Genomic DNA, 17,717 nt, shown 5'->3' with positions numbered 1-17,717 from the left:
ATTTAACACTCGAAACTATGAAAATTAAACAATTATTAGGAATAGGAGCCGTTGCTATGTTGGCTGTAGCCTGTACTACAAACCCAATTACGGGACGATCTTCATTGCAGATAGCAGATAATTCTGAAATTATGACTATGTCTGCACAGGAATATAAGACGACATTGGGCAAATCTAAAGTAATTACAGGAACTGCCGATGCGAAAAGAGTGGTGAATGTAGGAACAAGAATTAAATCGGCTGCAGAAAGATATTATGCCAGTATTGGGAGAAGCGCAGATTTAGCAAACTATAACTGGGAGTTTAATCTTTTACAGAGCAGTGAACTTAATGCCTGGTGTATGCCTGGAGGAAAAGTAGCGGTGTATACAGGAATTTTACCCATTACCAAAAACGATAATGGTCTTGCTGTAGTAATGGGACACGAAGTTTCGCACGCATTGGCCGGTCATGGAAATGAGAGAATTTCTCAGGCAATGGTAGCGCAATACGGTGGACAAATTTTGGGAGGAACGATTTCAAATGCTCAATGGGCAAGTATTTTTGAAAAAGCTTATCCTATTGGTTCGCAAGTTGCTTTATTGAAATATGGTAGAAACCAGGAATCTGAAGCAGATAAAATGGGATTGTATTTGATGGGAATGGCGGGTTATGACCCAAGAGAGGCGATTCCTTTCTGGAATAGAATGGAGGCGGCTTCTACAGGAGCTAGACAACCTGAATTCCTTTCTACTCACCCGAATCCTGAGACGAGAATTTCGGATATCAATAAGGACTTACCAAAAGCTTTAGAGTATTACAAAGCTGCAGGTGGAAAAATATAACTAATATGGAATTTTAATCTTGATAAAGTCTTATTGAATTTTATTAAATTTGGTAAGACTTTTTTAGTTGTTTAACCATTTATAATATCACAAATACTATGAAAAGCCTATCTATTACCGGAATTATACTGTTAGCATTATCCGTACTTTTATTTTATTTAACATCACCTAATTTTACTGTAAATGATTTACAAATGTCTCACATCATGGGAATTTTGGGAGGTATTGGAATTGGATTAATTATTGGAGGAATATTAGGTTATTTAAGTAAAGGAAGTGCTGTAAAAGCAGAACAAAAAAGGAAAGAATTTAAGCAATTGCAAAAAGATAAAGAAGAGTTGGAAAAACAGGCGGCCGAACTTGCCAAAAGAGAAGCTGAAATCCGTTCTCAAAATCAAAATCCTCAGATCTGATGACCTGAGGATTTCTTTATAGTTGTTATTTTCGATGAATTAGAATTTATATCCAACCCCTACCATAAATAGGTTAGGGCGGTTGTCATATCTTATTTCTTCTCCCGATACATTGCTGATGAATTTTCTTTCGTCTTTGCTGAAAGCTCCTTCATATTTAGCATTTAAAATCAGTTTTTTAATTTCCAGTTGAGCTCCGAATTGGTAACCTACCGTGAAATTATCCCTTGCATTTTCTTTAAAATCATTGAAAGTATCTTCTTTGCTTAAGTTATAACTTGCAACAGGTCCTACGAAAACTCCCAACATATCACCCAACACTTTGTGTCCTACAAGAACAGGAAGGTCTATACGGCTGCTTTTGATATCAAAAGTAGTATTGGCTGTCGTAAACTCGTTTTTAAAATTCGTATAGTATAATTCAGGCATTAAGAAAAATGAAGCAGGAAGGCTTGCTTTCAATGAAAGACCTACGTTGAAACCTACATTATTTTTTCCTTCACCATCTATAGCTTCATTTACCGTTCCTTTAATATTTTTCCAAGAAGGAGATCCTGTCGGAAAAATTAAGTTAGCTTTACCCGCGAGAGAGATCTGTGCCGAAGCAAGCATAGAAAACCCTATTAATGCGATACTAAATATTCGTTTCATTATCGTCTATTTTTGTGATTGTATTATCAATAGTTTTATTATTCTCTAATAAGTATTCTCTTAATTCCTTAAACAGCTCTGATGAATAAACGAAATCAATCAGATTTTTATTGCCTGCAGTAATCAGGATGTCCTTATTTCCTTCCCATTCTTTTATTCCTAATCTCAGATATACAATTTTCTCGCCAATTGTCATCACCGAGTTCATATCGTGCGTATTGATAATGGTCGTCGTGTTATATTCTTTTGTGATTTCCAGCAGAAGATCATCGATTACATTAGATGTGTACGGATCCAGTCCGGAGTTGGGCTCATCACAGAAAAGATATTTAGGATTGTTTACAATGGCTCTTGCAATAGCCACCCTTTTTTGCATTCCCCCGGAAATTTCGGATGGAAATTTTTTATTGGCTTTATCAAGATGTACTCTTCCTATTACTTCAAAAACTCTTTTCTTTTTTTCACGGAATGTTAAATTCGTAAACATATCCAGCGGAAACATAATATTTTCTTCCACGGTTAAAGAGTCAAACAATGCACTTCCCTGAAATACGGTTCCGATTTCGGAGCGGAGTTGCTGTTTCTCTTCACGGGTCATGACATTGATATCTCTTCCGTCGAAAAGAATTTCTCCGGAAGTGGGTTGATATACATTTAATAAGCTTTTAAGGAAAACTGTTTTTCCTGATCCACTCTGCCCAATAATTAAGTTTACTTTTCCTTTATCAAAAGAGGTCGAAATTCCTTTAAGTACTTCAACATCATCAAAACTTTTCTTTAAATTTTTTACCTCAATCATCAGCTTAATATTAATTGGGTTAATAATAATTCGGAAAGGATAATGAATACCATGGTCCAAACTACAGCCTGTGTACTTGCTCTACCTACTTCCAGTGAACCTCCTTTTACATTATATCCGAAATAAGAAGGCACTGTTGCAATGATGAATGCAAAAACAATTGTCTTTACAAATGCATAATACACGAAAAGATTAGGCATATACATCTGAATACCTACAATATAATCATTGGTGGTCCAGTTTCCGGTAAGAATTCCGGCAATATATCCGCCTCCAATACCAAAAACAATACTGATGGCAATTAGTAATGGATTGAAAATAACGCAAGCGATTATTTTAGGGAAAATAAGAAAATTCGGAGAATTTACTCCCATAATATCCAAAGCATCTATCTGCTCGGAAACTCTCATTGTTCCTATACTTGAAGCAATATATGAGCCTACTTTTCCTGCCAGAATAAGACTGATAATAGTAGGTGAAAATTCAAGAACCAAAACGGCTTTCGTTGCATATCCTACAAATGAAGGGGGAATTGGGAACGAAGAAGCATCAAAGTTGTTGAACATCTGAATAGCAACTACCGCTCCGACGAATATAGAGGTAAAGATAACCAACCCGAATGAGTTGACTCCCAAATCATTGATCTCTCTCATAAACAGCTTCCAAAAAACCTTCATTTTCTGAGGTTTCTGGATAGATTTACCTAGAAGGATAATGTATTCTCCTACTGCTGTAAAAAACTTTTTTAACATTCTGCTAAATTAGACTTTTTTTATTTAATTAGATGAAGATTATAGCTCAGGATTAGCCTTAGATTAATGTTAAAATTAAATCTAAATCTACCTTATTTTGCATTTTTATCCCCGGCTATTATCAATATTATCGTTTTTAATATGATGACCAAATCCAAAACAAAGCTCCAGTTTCTAACGTAATATGCGTCTGCCAAAGCTCTTTTTTTCATTTCCACTTCTCTGTCTCCGGAATCTCCTCTTAAACCGTTTACCTGTGCTAAACCTGTAATCCCCGGATTGACCATGCTTCTTAAACTATATCTTCCGATTTTGGGTTTATAATAATCATCCACAGCCAACATATGAGGGCGAGGTCCCACAACAGACATTTGACCTTTCAGGACATTTAAAAACTGTGGCATTTCATCAAGGCTTGTTTTTCTTAGAAATTTTCCGAATCTTGTAATCCGGGAATCATTTTCTGCAGTAACTTTTGTTGCGGAATCATCATTGACAACCATTGTCCGGAATTTTAAGCAGGTGAAAACCTCTTCGTGAAATCCATATCTCCTCTGTGTAAAAAACACGGGTCCTTTTGAAGTTGTCTTAATTAAAATGGCGATAATGGGGAAAAGCCAGGAGCATATTCCTACCAAAATAACAACTGAAAAAAGGATATCAAATATTCTCTTTAACGAAAAGTTGAAATAATTGTCCAGCGGATAAGAAGACTGGTGCAAAACAGGCTGGTTTTCGATATATCCCAAGTCATACAAAAACCAGTCGTTCTGTAATATATTGGGAATAAGTGAAATGTGTACCTTGTTCGTTTCTGCCAGTTTAAAGATCTTGTCCTCTGTATTTTTATCAAAAGTTGTCTCTAAAGGTAAAAAGAGAGTGTGAATACCATTCTTTTTCCAGAAGAGCTGAAGTTCTTCAATATTAATCGCTTCATTTTGAAATTCAAAAATTTTGTAGCCGAAGTCTTTTCTTTCTTTTAAAATATTTTTAAGAACTTTAGTAGAACTGTTTTCATTGAGAAACATTATATTTCTGTTGTTAATCCCTAAAGAACGTAAATATTTAATAACAAAGTAAATAACAGATCTTGTCAGGAGTATAAAAAAGAAAAGATAGAGGGAAAGCCACGAGAGTTCCGAACCAAAAAACTGATTATTACTTACCTTTCTTATGAGTACTAATCCAACGACGAATAAAATGAAATGGGTAATAATACGCTCTATGAAGGTTGTGTAAGTAATATTTCTCCGGATATTATAGATTTGTGTTCTTCCGCTTAGTAAAACCCAGAAAGAAACAAGTAGAAGCAATGGAAATGACCAGACTTCGTTATCTTGCATCAGATCTGCATTTCTTTCGGCAAAAAAGAATATAAATACACTTGCAATAACCAGAAGGTCAAGCAAAATAATTATCGTTTTTAAATATCTAGAGTATCTTATTCTCTGCATGGTTACAGAATAACTGAAGGCCTAAGATAGTCAATTTTACGGGATATTCAGGTATTTATGGGTCTGAACTGAAGCTCTCCATTCAGGGTTTTCCAGAATGAAGTCTGTAATTTTAGGATACATTTCATCGCGCTTGCTCCATTCACTCTGAAGATATAAGGTGCAGTTTTCCGATACTTTTGCAGCCTGTTCCTGAGCAAATTTAAAATCATTATTATTGAAAACAATTACTTTAAGCTCATGAGCTTTTGCGTAGATTTCTTCTTTTGGAAGTCCTGTTTTCTTTGGTGAAAGGGTAATCCAGTCGATATGTCCGCTCATAGGATATGCTCCTGAAGTTTCAATATGAATCGTGCATCCTAATTCTTTTAATTTGGATGTTAAAATATCAAGATTCCACATTAATGGTTCACCACCTGTTAAAACAATAGTCTTGCAATGTTTTGCTGCAGTTTCTGCAATTTCTTCTGCATTCATTAATGGATGTAAAGTTGGATCCCAGCTTTCCTTTACATCACACCAGTGGCACCCGACATCACAACCTCCCAATCTGATGAAATAGGCTGCTTTTCCGGTATGCGCTCCTTCTCCCTGAAGAGTGTAAAAATGCTCCATTACAGGGAGCATTTTACCTTCTTTTAATAAAATATCTTCTTCTTTATTCATTTTAAAATTAGTCGTTATAGACCGAAGTTTTATAAGCAATGATGGTGTTTTTCATCAACATCGCTCTCGTCATAGGTCCAACTCCTCCCGGAACAGGTGTAATCCAGCTTGCTTTTGCAGCACAGCTGTCAAAATCTACATCACCTGCCAAATGATATCCTTTTGGAGAGTCGTCGTCTACTCTTGTAATTCCTACGTCAACAATTACTGCACCGTCTTTGATCATATCTCCTTTTAAGAAATGAGGATCACCTAAAGCTGTAATTACGATGTCTGCTTTTTTAGTATATTCTTCGATATCTTTAGTGTAAGAGTGTGTAAGTGTAACGGTTGAGTTTCCAGGGAAATCTTTTCTTCCCATCAGGATGCTCATTGGTCTTCCAACGATTTTACTTCTTCCGATGATCACACAGTCCTTACCTTTTGTTTCAATATTATATCTTTCCAGTAAAGTTAAAATTCCGAATGGAGTTGCAGGCAAGAATGTATCCATTTCCAATGCCATTTTCCCGAAGTTTTCAGGGTGGAAACCATCTACATCTTTTCTTGGATCAATGGCGTTGATGATCTTTTCCTGATCAATCTGATCCGGTAAAGGCAACTGAACGATAAATCCGTCAACTGCTTTAGATTTGTTCAACTCGTCAATTTTTTCCAATAATTCAGATTCAGAAACTGTACTTGGAAATTTAATTAAGCTAGATTGAAAACCTACTTCTTCACAGTCTTTCACTTTAGCATTAACGTAAGCTTTACTTGCTCCGTTGTTTCCCACAAGAATAGCAACCAAGTGTGGGGCTCTTCTTTTTCCGGCAACAATTTTTTCAACTTCAGCCTTGATTTCCTGTTTTATTTCTTTGGATACTTTTAATCCGTCAAGAATTTCTGCCATTTTTTACTTTTATTAGATATTTACTTTCTTTTACTTATTTCCTTTATAATAATTGATCAACCCGTTGGTCGAGCTGTCATGAGAGCTAATGTTCTCATTATTTTCAAGTTCCGGAAGAATTTTGTTGGCTAAAACCTTTCCAAGCTCCACCCCAAACTGGTCGAAACTGAAAATATTCCAGATCACCCCCTGAACGAAAATTTTATGCTCATATAAAGCAATTAACTGACCTAAAGAAAAAGGAGTTAATTCTTTGAATATTATAGAGTTAGTTGGCGTATTTCCTTGGAAGACCTTGTAGTTTACCAAGAAATCAATTTCTTCATCAGATTTTCCTGAATTTCTTAATTCTTCTTCCACTTCTTCTTCGGTTTTTCCGAAGGCAAGTGCCTCAGTCTGAGCGAAAAAGTTAGCTAATAATTTATCCTGATGATCAGAAACTTTGTTCGGGCTTTTTGCATAAGCGATAAAATCAGCAGGAATCAATTCAGTTCCCTGGTGAATCAACTGATAGAAAGCGTGTTGTCCGTTTGTTCCCGGTTCTCCCCAAATAATTGGTCCTGTTTCATATTCAACAAACTCACCGTTTCTGTCTACACATTTTCCGTTACTTTCCATATCTCCCTGTTGAAGATAAGCTGCAAATCTGTCTAAATATTGAGAGTAGGGAAGTATAGCATAGGTTGTTGCCGCATAAAAATTTCGGTACCAGATTCCTAGAAGTCCCATTAAAACAGGTACATTTTCAGAGAATTCTGCGGTCTGGAAATGCTGATCCGTATCAAAAGCCCCTTTTAATAGTTGTTCGAAGTTTTCATAACCTACAGAAAGAACAATGCTTAATCCGATTGCACTCCAAAGAGAGTATCTTCCACCAACCCAATCCCAGAATTCAAAGATGTTTTCTTCTGCAATTCCGAAGTCTTTAACCGATTGAACGTTAGTAGATAAAGCTACAAAATGTTTGGCTACATCTTCCTGTTTTCCAGATTGTAAGAACCAGTCTTTTGCTGAGTTGGCATTCGTCATTGTCTCCTGAGTCGTAAATGTTTTAGAAGCAATGATAAATAAAGTGGTTTCAGGATTTAAGTTTTTTACAACTTCTGCGATATGATTTCCGTCTACATTAGAAACAAAGTGAACTTTTAATCTTGTTTTAAAATGTTTTAAAGCAGAAACTACCATTACAGGTCCTAAATCTGAACCTCCGATTCCGATATTCACGACATCGGTAATTTCTTTTCCGCTGAAACCTTTATGAGATCCTGAAATAATGCTTTCGGAAAAAGATTTCATATGCTCCAACACTCTTTTAATCTGAGGTTTGATATTTTCTCCGTCTACCAAGATCTCCTTATCTGAAAAATCTCTCAAAGCAGTATGAAGAACGGCTCTTCCTTCTGTTTCGTTGATTTTATCGCCGGAAAACATTTTAGAAATGGCATCTTTCAACTGGGATTCTTCAGCAAGATTCAATAAAAGTTCTTTTGTTTTTGAATCGATCAGGTTTTTTGAATAATCGAAAAGAAAATTATCTCTTTGCAACGAAAATTCTTGAAAACGATTAGGGTTTTCCTGAAAAAGAGTTCTTAAATCAAAGTCATTGTCTCCGAAATGTTCATCCAGATTTTTCCAGCTTTCAGTATGTAAAGGATTTATTTTTGATAGCATATATTTAGAAATTAAAGTTTTAATGCTTTGGATCCAGGATTATTGAGTGCCAAATCCTCATGCAAAATTATTGATTTGCAAATTTACGGAAAAATAAAACCTCAAATAAGTTTGGGGAAAATAAATAATAGTTTTTTAATAAAAAAGCCTCAAATGTTTAATTTGAAGCTAATTTAGGGTGAAATAATATTATTCTTCCTCCATATCATTTAAAATGTGTTCCAGCTTTTTAGCATCGCGCCCATATAAATATTTAGTCCATAAGATAATGCCGGTGACGACGGCTAAAGTGGAGAGTAATACAATCAAGATCAATGAAAAGACATGAGCATTGGTAAGGTCGGAAAATGTTTCTCCGTTTTTCAGAAGCCTGTTATAAATTCCTAAACCGATAGTAATTAAAAAATGCGGCAGGAGAAGGAACCCGAAAGACTGGTAACGTTCCATATTGAGTTTTAATTCATGGTAAATTTTCCATAAGCTGTTTTTTGTATTTCCTGTATAAAGTTCGGCTTGCTTGTAAAATTTATAAAATCCGAAAAGATAATAGGAAGAGATCACGACAAACATCACATATGATGTATAATAAATGATATATTGTGAAGCCGGGAACTTAAATTGCTGAGGAAAAAAAGCAATTAAAATAATGGCAATGACCTGCATAATAAATTCTTTTTTCATATTTTTTTGAATCTTTTCAATCGGATGTTTGCTCTCTTTGAGCTGATCTATTGTACTGGGAATATTGATATTGGTATTTTCTTTATCCCATTCTGATTTTAGTTGATCAAAATTCATAACCTGATTTTTTTATGATGTTTTGTATTTTTTCTTTTGTTCTATTGAGTTTTACACGGGCATTTCCTTCGCTAAGTCCCATATTGTTTCCGATTTCTTTGTGAGAATGACCTTCCATATAATAGAAAATAATTGCTTTTTCCAGAGGTTTCAGTTCCTGAACGGCTTTATAAAAAACTTCAAGCTGTTTATCTTTAGAAGGATTGTATTCTTCATTCTGAAATTCAAAATGATGCGGTGTATCTGTATGATGGTTAGCTCTTTGTTTTTCTTTTTTTAAGAATGTGATGGATGTATTGATCGCTACACGGTACATCCAGGTGGAAAACTCGCTGTTTCCTTTGAACGTCTGGTAAGATTTCCACAGCTGGATCATAATTTCCTGCTGAAGATCTTCCCGGTCTTCTATGGAATCTGCATAAATACGGGAGGCTTTATACAAAATGCCTTTATGCTGACTAATCAGTCGTAAAAAAGTGGCTTCAGTTGAATTGCTCACAATAATGTATTCATGGTTAAATTATAAGCTGCTTATTGGCTTTACGGTGTATCCTTTTGCTCTCAGTAATTTAATGATTCCGTTATCGCCCATAAGATGAGCACCTCCCACTGCAAAAAGTGAGCTTTCTTTTTTCATCATTTCTGGCATTTTCTCTGCCCAATTTTTATTTCTGTCGGTAAGCATAGCTTTTTCCTGTTTGCTGTTCATAAATTTATCATTTTTAAAAAGATTATTTACGGTCTGCAAATCTTCTTTTTTGAATGCACTGATCATTCCCTGGAGAAGAGTTTCATATTCTTTCCCCATTTTTAGTTGCTGGATTACATCTTTCAGCTCATAAGCTTTATTGATTGAAGTGAGCTGATCTTCCACTTTTTCCAGTCCGCTGATATTCTTTTTATTTTTAAGAGCAGCCTGCATTAATTCCAGCTCATAAGATTTTATTTCAGTTGACGGGCATGGAACTGCTTTCATAGAAATAAGTGCATACAATGCCTGGGAAGAAGAATTATCCATGTTTTTAAGGTTGGTCCCGTAATTAGCAAGTATTTTGTCAAGTTCATTGGCTTCACCAGGGTTTAACTGGTCAGACAATTTTTTATCTGATTTGAACATTTTCTGCAAAGCGGTCATTTCTTTAGGATCTGTATAATTAATTTCCATGACAAAGCTTTCTGATTTTTCAAGGGCTTTTAAAACTTTAGGTTTCATCTCAAAATCTTTACTGCACATAATGTGAAATGTTCCGGCAATATAAGAAGGTTTTGAAAGGCCGTTTCCTGTAACTTCCCAAAGAATACTGTTTTCACTCTCTTTACTTTGTGCATTAATCGTAATAGATGTAATGGTCATTAACGCAGCGACTCCCAGTTGTACTAAATTTTTCATACTGTTATTTTTTATTGATTTTTTGTTCTTTTAAAGAGTAGGTAAAGGTGTGGCTGCAATCGTTACAGTTTTTTTTAAAAAAATAAAAAACCTCCGGAAATCCGAAGGTCAGTAAAATTAAAATATGGAGATAATCATAAAAGATTAGGAAAGCTTTTCTAAATATTCTGTTGAGTTTTTTTTGTCGATCTTCTTTTTCTATAAAGAAATAGAGCTACAATTCCGATTAGTAATATGGGCCAGATCACAATTAGCCCGACAATAATTCTTTGAATTAAGTAATATCCTTCCACGAAAGCTGATTTAACACTATAGATGAAACTGAATTTATATTTGTCATCAATACTTTGGGTATTCGTGATTGCTATTTCAGCAATCCTTACTTTAGGCTCTTTAATGTAAATGTCAATGGTGCTGTATTTTAAATTGTCAGTTACATCCATATTGGCATATTGTTGCTGGTTGTTTTCAGACATGTTTTCATCATCCAGCTTTACTTTATCCTTGTTGGTTTTCAATTGTGAGATATTTTCACTGGTCTTTTTAATTCTCTTTCCTTCAAGTTCAGCGTACTTTATGTTGGAAGTCACATCTTCTGCATTGATGGATCTTGAATTCAGAAATAGTTTTTTATCATTAATCAGAGTTAAAAGCTCTCCCAGTTTGGCAGTAGGAACTCTCACCTGCATCCTGTTCTCCGACTGGTATTTTTTGATCAGCATAGCTTCTTCGTTAGACATATTGTAGGTGCTTTCCGAAATTACATTGCTTTTTAAATTACTGTGAGTTACGAATCCTCCCAGCTCCTGAACAGATTTTTCAATTGAAATTGTGGCATCATAGACGTCTTTTACTTCCATGTTTACATCTGCGGTTTTAATAAACTGTTTATCTTGTACCTTCATAGTAGCTACCGAAGAAATACTGTCTGAAGTAGCAACTGCAGTTGAATCATTAATACCGGAAGCTTCTCCGTAGTTTTCTATTGTTTCCTGTTTTTTACATGAATAAATTCCTAATAAAAGTGCTGTAGCAATAGATAATCTGATGTAAGTAGTTTTCATAGCTTTTATTTTTAATGTTTTGCTTATCTCAAAGTTCCAGCTGAATCGCTTGTAACGTTTGAAAATGAAATGCAAATATTTTGTAAAGAAAGAAGAGGTTTTAAAATGTTAAAATTCAGTGTTTTGTAAAATAGGTTTGATGATGGTTGTTTGTTTTCGGAGTAATTTTTGCTTAACTTTTACAAATCAAACACACAATCATTACTATGTCAAATACCTTTTCTAAAATCAGAAACGCCATAGAGTTATTCAGATCTATAGACTTTGAGCAGTTAAGCGCCATTTCTCAAAAAGTGAATCTTCCTAAGCTGATGCAAAATTTCTCAAAACTCGACGATAAACAGCTCACGGGTTTAATGAAAATGCTTGATCCGAATAAAAAAAAGAAAGAGCTTCCTCCTATAGACGGAGATTTCTACGATATCTATCATACACTAAGTCCTGAACAACGTGAAGTTCAGCTTAAGGTAAGAGACTTTATGGAAAAAGAAGTTAAACCTTTGGTGAATCATTATTGGCTTAGAGACGAATTTCCACATGAATTAATTCCAAAATTTCAAAAACTGAATATTTGCGGAGTCACCTATGAAGGATACGGCTGTCCTGGAATGCCCTTTTTAATGGAAGGGGTGATTGCAATGGAAATGGCAAGAATTGATGCTTCTATTGCGACTTTCTTTGGAGTACAATCCGGTTTGGCAATGGGATCCATTTATATCTGTGGTTCTGAAGAGCAAAAACAGAAATGGCTTCCTCAAATGCAGAAGTTCGAAAAAATCGGAGCATTTGGATTAACAGAGCCTGAAGTCGGTTCCGGTGCAGCGGGCGGATTGACTGTAACGTGCAAGAAAACTCCCGAAGGCTGGATTCTCAATGGGCAGAAAAAATGGATCGGAAATGCAACATTTGCAGATATTATTATCATTTGGGCAAGAGATTTAGATGATGGAGAGGTAAAAGGTTTTATTGTTGAAAGAGATAATCCGGGCTATTCTGTTGAGAAAATTAAAGGGAAAATGGCATTGAGGATTGTTCAGAACGGATTGATTACGCTGAAAGACTGTTTGGTTACAGAAGAAAACCGCTTGCAAAATGCCAATTCGTTCAAAGATACCGGAAAAGTATTGAGAATGACTAGAGCAGGAGTTGCTTGGATGGCGACAGGCTGTGCAAGAGGAGCTTATGAAAGTGCCTTAGCCTATACCAGAAAAAGAGAACAGTTTGGAAAACCGATCGCTTCCTTTCAGATGATCCAGGGGCATCTTGTGGAAATGCTATCAAATCTTACAGCAATGCAGACCATGGTCTTTAGACTTTCCGAAATGCAGGATGAAGGAATTTTAAAAGATGAGCACGCTTCTTTGGCTAAAGTGTTCTGTACATTAAGAACAAGGGACATTGTTTCCAGAGCGCGAGAAGTAATGGGCGGTAACGGAATTCTGTTGGAGTATGATGTGGCAAGATTTGTTGCCGATGCGGAAGCAATCTATTCCTATGAAGGAACAAAAGAAATTAATTCCCTGATTGTCGGAAGATCAATTACAGGGTTTAGCGCATTTATATAATATTAAATTCAATGGTCAATAGTCAATTCGCCTTGCTTGTCAATTTTAACCTGACTTGCGAGACAAATTCACTATTGACCATTGTTATTCATTTTTTCAGCTTACCAAAGCTTTATATTTTTCTTTATTGTCAATAATCATCCAGATGTTGATAAGGAATAGAACTACTGCTATGATAATTCCCATCTGAGACTGATCCTTGCAAACATTATGTAATAAAATTCCCACCATTACGGGTAAAATAATAATAGAACCCAATGCTCTGGTCTTAGGAAAAATAAATAATAAACCTCCAATTACTTCTACAGCTCCAACCAATGGCATCAGCCAGCCTATTTCTCCGAAAGCGGCATAGATTTTCATTTGCTCATCAGTAAGCTTTGGCATTGGATTATAGTGAAAGAATTTGTCTAATCCGGCATTAATGAACATTAACCCGAAAAGAAGGGCTAGGATAAATTTTATAATTTTCATGAGTTTATTTTTTATTAAAGTTAAATAAAAATGTAATCCGTTGACTAAAAATGAAGTATGTTGAATGAATACTCTTTTGTTGGTGAAATATTTAATGGTTTGTATTGCCCTATTTTATATATTTGTCTGAACAAATTAAACAAATATTTTTTATGAAAAATCTTAAAAAATTAAATCGGTCAGATTTAAAAGAGGTTCTTGGAGGCGGTGGTCCCGGAAAATGTGATATTGGACCAATAGGTTGTCCATGTAAAATCCCGCCAGGAGATCCTTGCTTGGGTGGTGATCCTGGAGGACCAGGAGGTCCGTCTTATGGATACTGTACAGATAGCGGAACATACATTCTTTGTACAGAAACATGTCCAAATGGATTACAGCCACTTTGTGCATTATAGAAAATAAAAATCGTCTTCAATTTGAAGGCGATTTTTTATATAATTTAAAGATTATTCATTGTTAATCATCAGTCCATTTCCTTAAGCGTGATATTCTTTGATATTTTGTAGCTTTTTTTCTTTTTGTCTGGCTTTTCTTCTTCGCCAAGTAATTTTCCCCAAGGCTGCAGACCATTAACTCTTTCAAAGATGATTTTAATGATTGCAATGGCCGGAATACACAAAAACATTCCTGCAATTCCCCAAAGATGTTCTCCGATAATAATTCCTAAAAATGAAAAAAGAGCATTGATTTTTACTTTTGAACCTACAACAAAAGGCAGAATAATATTTCCATCAATAATATGAATCGCAATATAACCAATGATAACATAAATGCAGGTGGAAGGTGTTCCTGTTGCAAAAGCTATGAAGCAGGAAACTACCAATGAAATGCAGATTCCCAGATAAGGAATTACATTCAGCAGTCCAGTAAGAACAGCAAGGAGAACTGCATATTTTACTCCCACAATCGTAAGAACAATTGAAGTAAGAGCCGAGACAATAAATACCTGCAGACAAAGCCCGATAATATATTTTTTGGTCATGATTCTTACCTGGCTTACAACTTCTTCTACACTTGCTTTGTGTTTTTCATTAAAAACAGTCACAATGAAATTGTTTAAAATTCTTCTGTAATTCAGGATGAAAATGAAAAATAACAGGAAGAATAAAATAAAAGCCAGCCCTGTTGAAAATACTCCGAAAGTAAATCCTAAAATTAATCCTGAAGAAGAAAGAAGTTTGTTCAATCCCTGATCAAGATAATCAAGCTGATCATTGATCTTTATATTGAAAGTTCTTGAAACCCAATGTTGCAGATTGTTAAATACAGTAAGAAACTGATCTTTAAGATGAGGAATGTCTTTGCTGAAAGTAGATAATTGGGAACCGAAAAAATAGATCATTCCGCTTAAGAAAATAAGCATAATCAGTACTGATGTCATTGTGGATACTGATCTTGGAAACTTTAGCTTTCTTTCCAGAAAAGTGGCAAATGGCAAAAAAAGCATGGCCATTAAAAATGCTAAAAAAAACGGAGCTAAAATGCTTTGTCCCAACGCCAAAATGTAACCGAGCCCAATGAGAGAAATGACTACAAGGGTAAATTTAACAAGAAATGGAAGTCTTAGAAAGTTCATAATTTCAAAATCTGCTGCATAAAGTTAAGAAAACACTTTGAATAATGAGCGGTTTGTGTAAATCAAAACACGTTCCAGATTTCTGAAACGTGTTTTCTTTTTATTGAGAATGTTAATATGTTACAATTACTTTTCGATTGCAATATCAATTACGTCTTCCATTCGGTTGACATAATGTACCTTAAGGTTCTTTAAATAGTCTTTTTTAATTTCTTCAACGTCTTTTCTGTTGGCCTCACAAAGAATAACATCTTTAATTCCTGCTCTTGTAGCGGCAAGAAGTTTTTCTTTAATTCCACCTACAGGAAGTACTTTTCCTCTTAAAGTAATCTCACCGGTCATAGCAAGATGAGGTTTTACTTTTTTATTTTTAAATGATGAAACCATTGAAGTAAGCATCGCAATACCTGCAGAAGGTCCGTCTTTTGGAGTGGCTCCTTCCGGAACGTGAACGTGAATATTGTGTTTTTCAATATCCTCCTGAGAAATTCCTAATTCATCATGTTTTGCTTTAATATATTCTAAGGCAATTGTAGCAGACTCTTTCATTACAGTTCCTAGATTTCCTGTCATAGTCAAAGCACCTTTACCATTGCTTAAAATACTTTCAATAAAGAGAATGTCTCCACCAACGCTCGTCCAGGCAAGACCCGTTACAACTCCCGGAACTCCTGTGATTTCCGATAAGCTTTTAGGTCTTGGGACACCCAGAATTTCGTCTACTTTTTCAACAGAAATTTTACTGTCATATTTTTTCTCTAATGCCGTCTGCAAAGCTACCCATCGGGCAATAGAAGCAATTCTTTTTTCTAAACTTCTTACACCGCTTTCGGAAGTGTGAGCTTCAATGATATGTTTTAATTCAGCATTTCCAAGTTTGAATGATTTTGAATCCAAACCATTTTCGTCCTGCTGTTTTTTAATTAAATGTCTTTTTGCAATCTCGATTTTTTCCTCTAAAGTATATCCTGCAATCTGAATAATTTCAGTTCTGTCCAATAATGGAGTCTGAATGGTAGATAATGAATTTGCTGTTGCGATGAACATTACTTTAGACAGGTCATAACCCATTTCTAAGAAATTATCATAGAAAGATTTATTTTGTTCAGGATCAAGAACTTCTAGAAGTGCAGAGCTTGGATCACCATGTAAACCTTGTCCTATTTTATCCATTTCATCCAGAACAATTACAGGATTGGAAGTTCCTGATTTTTTGATAGACTGAAGGATTCTTCCTGCCATAGCTCCAATATAGGTCTTTCTGTGTCCACGGATTTCACTTTCGTCATGAAGTCCACCCAAAGAAAGTCTTACATATTTTCTTCCCAGCGCATCTGCAATAGATTTTCCTAACGAAGTCTTACCAACTCCAGGAGGGCCAACCAATAAAAGAATAGGGGATTTCATGTTGTTTTTCAGTTTTAAAACGGCCATGTGTTCCAGAATTCTCTTTTTAATATCCTCTAATCCAAAATGGGCTTTATCTAAAATTTTCTCAGCTTTGGCAATATCAAAAACATCTTTTGTATAAGTTTCCCACGGAAGATCTGTGAAGAAATCCAGATAATTTCTCTGAACATTATAGTCAGGAGAATTCGGATTCTGGCGTTGTAATCTGCCGATTTCCTTTTGGAAATGTTCTTCAACTTCCGGGCTCCATGTTTTCTTTCTTGCTTTGGCAATAAGATCTTCAACGTCACTTTCCGGACCGCCTCCAAGTTCTTCCTGGATGGTTCTGATCTGTTGGTTCAGAAAATATTCTCTCTGTTGTTTGTCAAGATCTTTTGATGTTTTCTGATGAATCTGATTTCTCAATTCTAGCTTTCTGAAATCTTCATGCATCATTTCATAGCATTTGTTTGCTCTTTCCATCAGATTTTTCTCTTCAAGCAGTTTTTGCTTTTCAACAGAAGGAAAGTTGGCATTAGTGCAGATGAAATTTAATAAATCATCGTTATTGTTGATGTTTTTTATAGCGAAATTGGCTGCATTCGGAATATTAGGATCTAGTTCAATGATCTTTAAAGCTAAATCTTTAACGTTCTCAAGCAACGCTTCATATTCTTCCTTATTTTTAGGCTTAGAGTCTTTTAATTTTGAAATCTCAGCTTTAAAATAAGGTTGAACTTCAATCATCTTTTTGATCTTAAACCTGTGGAATCCTTTAGTAATGGCTGTGATATTGCCTTCAGGAAGTTTAATGATTTTAATGATCTTTGCTAATGTACCGGTATGATAAAGGTCTTTTTCAGTCGGAGACTCAAGCTCTGAATTTTTCTGGCTAACAATTCCGATAAAATCTCCATTTTTCTGTGCTTCTTCAAGCAGCTGTATAGACGTTTTTCTTCCTGCAGTAATAGGAATTACCACATTAGGAAACATCACCATGTTTCTTACCGGAAGTATCGGAAATATTTTCTGTTCTGAATTTTTTTCTGTTTCCGAAAGATCAGAAAGATTGATCTCTTCAGCCACAATATCAAACCCATCACTGATCATTTCTTCTAAACTCATATCTTCAAATTCTGTCATAATTATGTTGAATGACAAATTGTCATTTCCATGTTAAATCGTTAAAGGAATATTCTATACTATGCTTTGAAAATACATAATATAGGATGTTGCTTTAGAATGCGCAATACTTATGCCATTTGTTTTTTACGAAAAAATGCGGTCAAAATTTCCTTTTTTATAAAATTTTCATTTTAAAAATTAAAAAAAGAACTTA

At 35.0% G+C, this 17,717-nt stretch carries 18 protein-coding genes; 4 read left to right on the top strand and 14 right to left on the bottom strand.

Annotation, left to right across the window (positions count from 1 at the left end):
* Positions 1-17: 17 nt before the first annotated feature.
* Both P0Y62_12325 and P0Y62_12320 read left to right on the top strand, forming a co-directional pair.
* On the top strand, positions 18-824 hold the full coding sequence (locus P0Y62_12325; GenBank protein WEK68636.1) for a M48 family metallopeptidase: 807 nt from the start codon (positions 18-20) through the stop codon (positions 822-824).
* A gap of 98 nt (positions 825-922) precedes the next feature.
* Positions 923-1,237 carry a hypothetical protein gene (locus P0Y62_12320; protein WEK68635.1) on the top strand — a complete coding sequence of 105 codons (315 nt, stop codon included), beginning with the start codon at positions 923-925 and terminating at the stop codon, positions 1,235-1,237.
* Between the two features lie 39 nt (positions 1,238-1,276).
* Here P0Y62_12320 and P0Y62_12315 read toward each other — a convergent pair whose 3' ends face one another.
* From P0Y62_12315 to P0Y62_12265, 11 genes are all read right to left on the bottom strand, one after another.
* Positions 1,277-1,888, bottom strand: coding sequence for an outer membrane beta-barrel protein (locus P0Y62_12315; protein WEK68634.1), 612 nt, complete (start codon positions 1,886-1,888; stop codon positions 1,277-1,279).
* On the bottom strand, positions 1,872-2,687 hold the full coding sequence (locus tag P0Y62_12310; GenBank protein ID WEK68633.1) for an ATP-binding cassette domain-containing protein: 816 nt from the start codon (positions 2,685-2,687) through the stop codon (positions 1,872-1,874). Before P0Y62_12310 ends, P0Y62_12315 begins: the two co-directional genes overlap by 17 nt.
* A complete protein-coding gene (locus tag P0Y62_12305) occupies positions 2,687-3,439 on the bottom strand; it encodes an ABC transporter permease (GenBank protein WEK68632.1) in 753 nt (250 codons plus the stop codon). The genes P0Y62_12310 and P0Y62_12305 overlap by 1 nt, the downstream gene beginning before the upstream one ends.
* Positions 3,440-3,531: 92 nt before the next feature.
* Positions 3,532-4,893, bottom strand: coding sequence for an exopolysaccharide biosynthesis polyprenyl glycosylphosphotransferase (locus tag P0Y62_12300; protein WEK68631.1), 1,362 nt, complete (start codon positions 4,891-4,893; stop codon positions 3,532-3,534).
* A gap of 36 nt (positions 4,894-4,929) precedes the next feature.
* Positions 4,930-5,559, bottom strand: coding sequence for a 7-carboxy-7-deazaguanine synthase QueE (locus P0Y62_12295; GenBank protein ID WEK68630.1), 630 nt, complete (start codon positions 5,557-5,559; stop codon positions 4,930-4,932).
* 7 nt (positions 5,560-5,566) lie between these two features.
* The gene (locus P0Y62_12290) at positions 5,567-6,451 is read right to left on the bottom strand and encodes a bifunctional 5,10-methylenetetrahydrofolate dehydrogenase/5,10-methenyltetrahydrofolate cyclohydrolase (GenBank protein WEK68629.1); all 885 of its coding nucleotides are present in this window, start codon (positions 6,449-6,451) and stop codon (positions 5,567-5,569) included.
* A gap of 30 nt (positions 6,452-6,481) precedes the next feature.
* A complete protein-coding gene (pgi, locus tag P0Y62_12285; GenBank protein WEK68628.1) occupies positions 6,482-8,122 on the bottom strand; it encodes a glucose-6-phosphate isomerase in 1,641 nt (546 codons plus the stop codon).
* 189 nt (positions 8,123-8,311) lie between these two features.
* Positions 8,312-8,920, bottom strand: coding sequence for a hypothetical protein (locus tag P0Y62_12280; GenBank protein WEK68627.1), 609 nt, complete (start codon positions 8,918-8,920; stop codon positions 8,312-8,314).
* Positions 8,910-9,419 carry an RNA polymerase sigma factor gene (locus P0Y62_12275; protein WEK68626.1) on the bottom strand — a complete coding sequence of 170 codons (510 nt, stop codon included), beginning with the start codon at positions 9,417-9,419 and terminating at the stop codon, positions 8,910-8,912. Before P0Y62_12275 ends, P0Y62_12280 begins: the two co-directional genes overlap by 11 nt.
* Positions 9,420-9,440: 21 nt before the next feature.
* Positions 9,441-10,310, bottom strand: a complete 870-nt coding sequence (locus P0Y62_12270) for a TraB/GumN family protein (protein WEK68625.1) — start codon at positions 10,308-10,310, stop codon at positions 9,441-9,443.
* A 158-nt stretch (positions 10,311-10,468) separates the two neighbouring features.
* A complete protein-coding gene (locus tag P0Y62_12265; GenBank protein WEK68624.1) occupies positions 10,469-11,374 on the bottom strand; it encodes a DUF4349 domain-containing protein in 906 nt (301 codons plus the stop codon).
* A gap of 206 nt (positions 11,375-11,580) precedes the next feature.
* On the opposite strand from P0Y62_12265, the gene P0Y62_12260 reads away from it, so the two are divergent.
* A complete protein-coding gene (locus P0Y62_12260) occupies positions 11,581-12,939 on the top strand; it encodes an acyl-CoA dehydrogenase family protein (GenBank protein ID WEK68623.1) in 1,359 nt (452 codons plus the stop codon).
* A 96-nt stretch (positions 12,940-13,035) separates the two neighbouring features.
* Here the strand turns inward: P0Y62_12260 and P0Y62_12255 are convergent, their stop codons facing one another.
* Positions 13,036-13,413: a DoxX family protein gene (locus tag P0Y62_12255; protein ID WEK68622.1), complete on the bottom strand. Its 378-nt coding sequence runs from the start codon at positions 13,411-13,413 to the stop codon at positions 13,036-13,038.
* A 152-nt stretch (positions 13,414-13,565) separates the two neighbouring features.
* Here P0Y62_12255 and P0Y62_12250 point away from each other — a divergent pair, with 152 nt between their 5' ends.
* Positions 13,566-13,808 carry a hypothetical protein gene (locus P0Y62_12250; protein WEK68621.1) on the top strand — a complete coding sequence of 81 codons (243 nt, stop codon included), beginning with the start codon at positions 13,566-13,568 and terminating at the stop codon, positions 13,806-13,808.
* A gap of 68 nt (positions 13,809-13,876) precedes the next feature.
* Here P0Y62_12250 and P0Y62_12245 read toward each other — a convergent pair whose 3' ends face one another.
* Positions 13,877-14,989: an AI-2E family transporter gene (locus P0Y62_12245; GenBank protein WEK68620.1), complete on the bottom strand. Its 1,113-nt coding sequence runs from the start codon at positions 14,987-14,989 to the stop codon at positions 13,877-13,879.
* A 126-nt stretch (positions 14,990-15,115) separates the two neighbouring features.
* A complete protein-coding gene (lon, locus tag P0Y62_12240; GenBank protein WEK68619.1) occupies positions 15,116-17,521 on the bottom strand; it encodes an endopeptidase La in 2,406 nt (801 codons plus the stop codon).
* Positions 17,522-17,717 lie beyond the last annotated feature (196 nt).

Source organism: Candidatus Chryseobacterium colombiense, assembly GCA_029203185.1.
GTDB lineage: Bacteria > Bacteroidota > Bacteroidia > Flavobacteriales > Weeksellaceae > Chryseobacterium > Chryseobacterium colombiense.
Note: the sequence above shows the minus strand (reverse complement) of the source record. Positions and strands in the feature narration are given on the sequence as shown.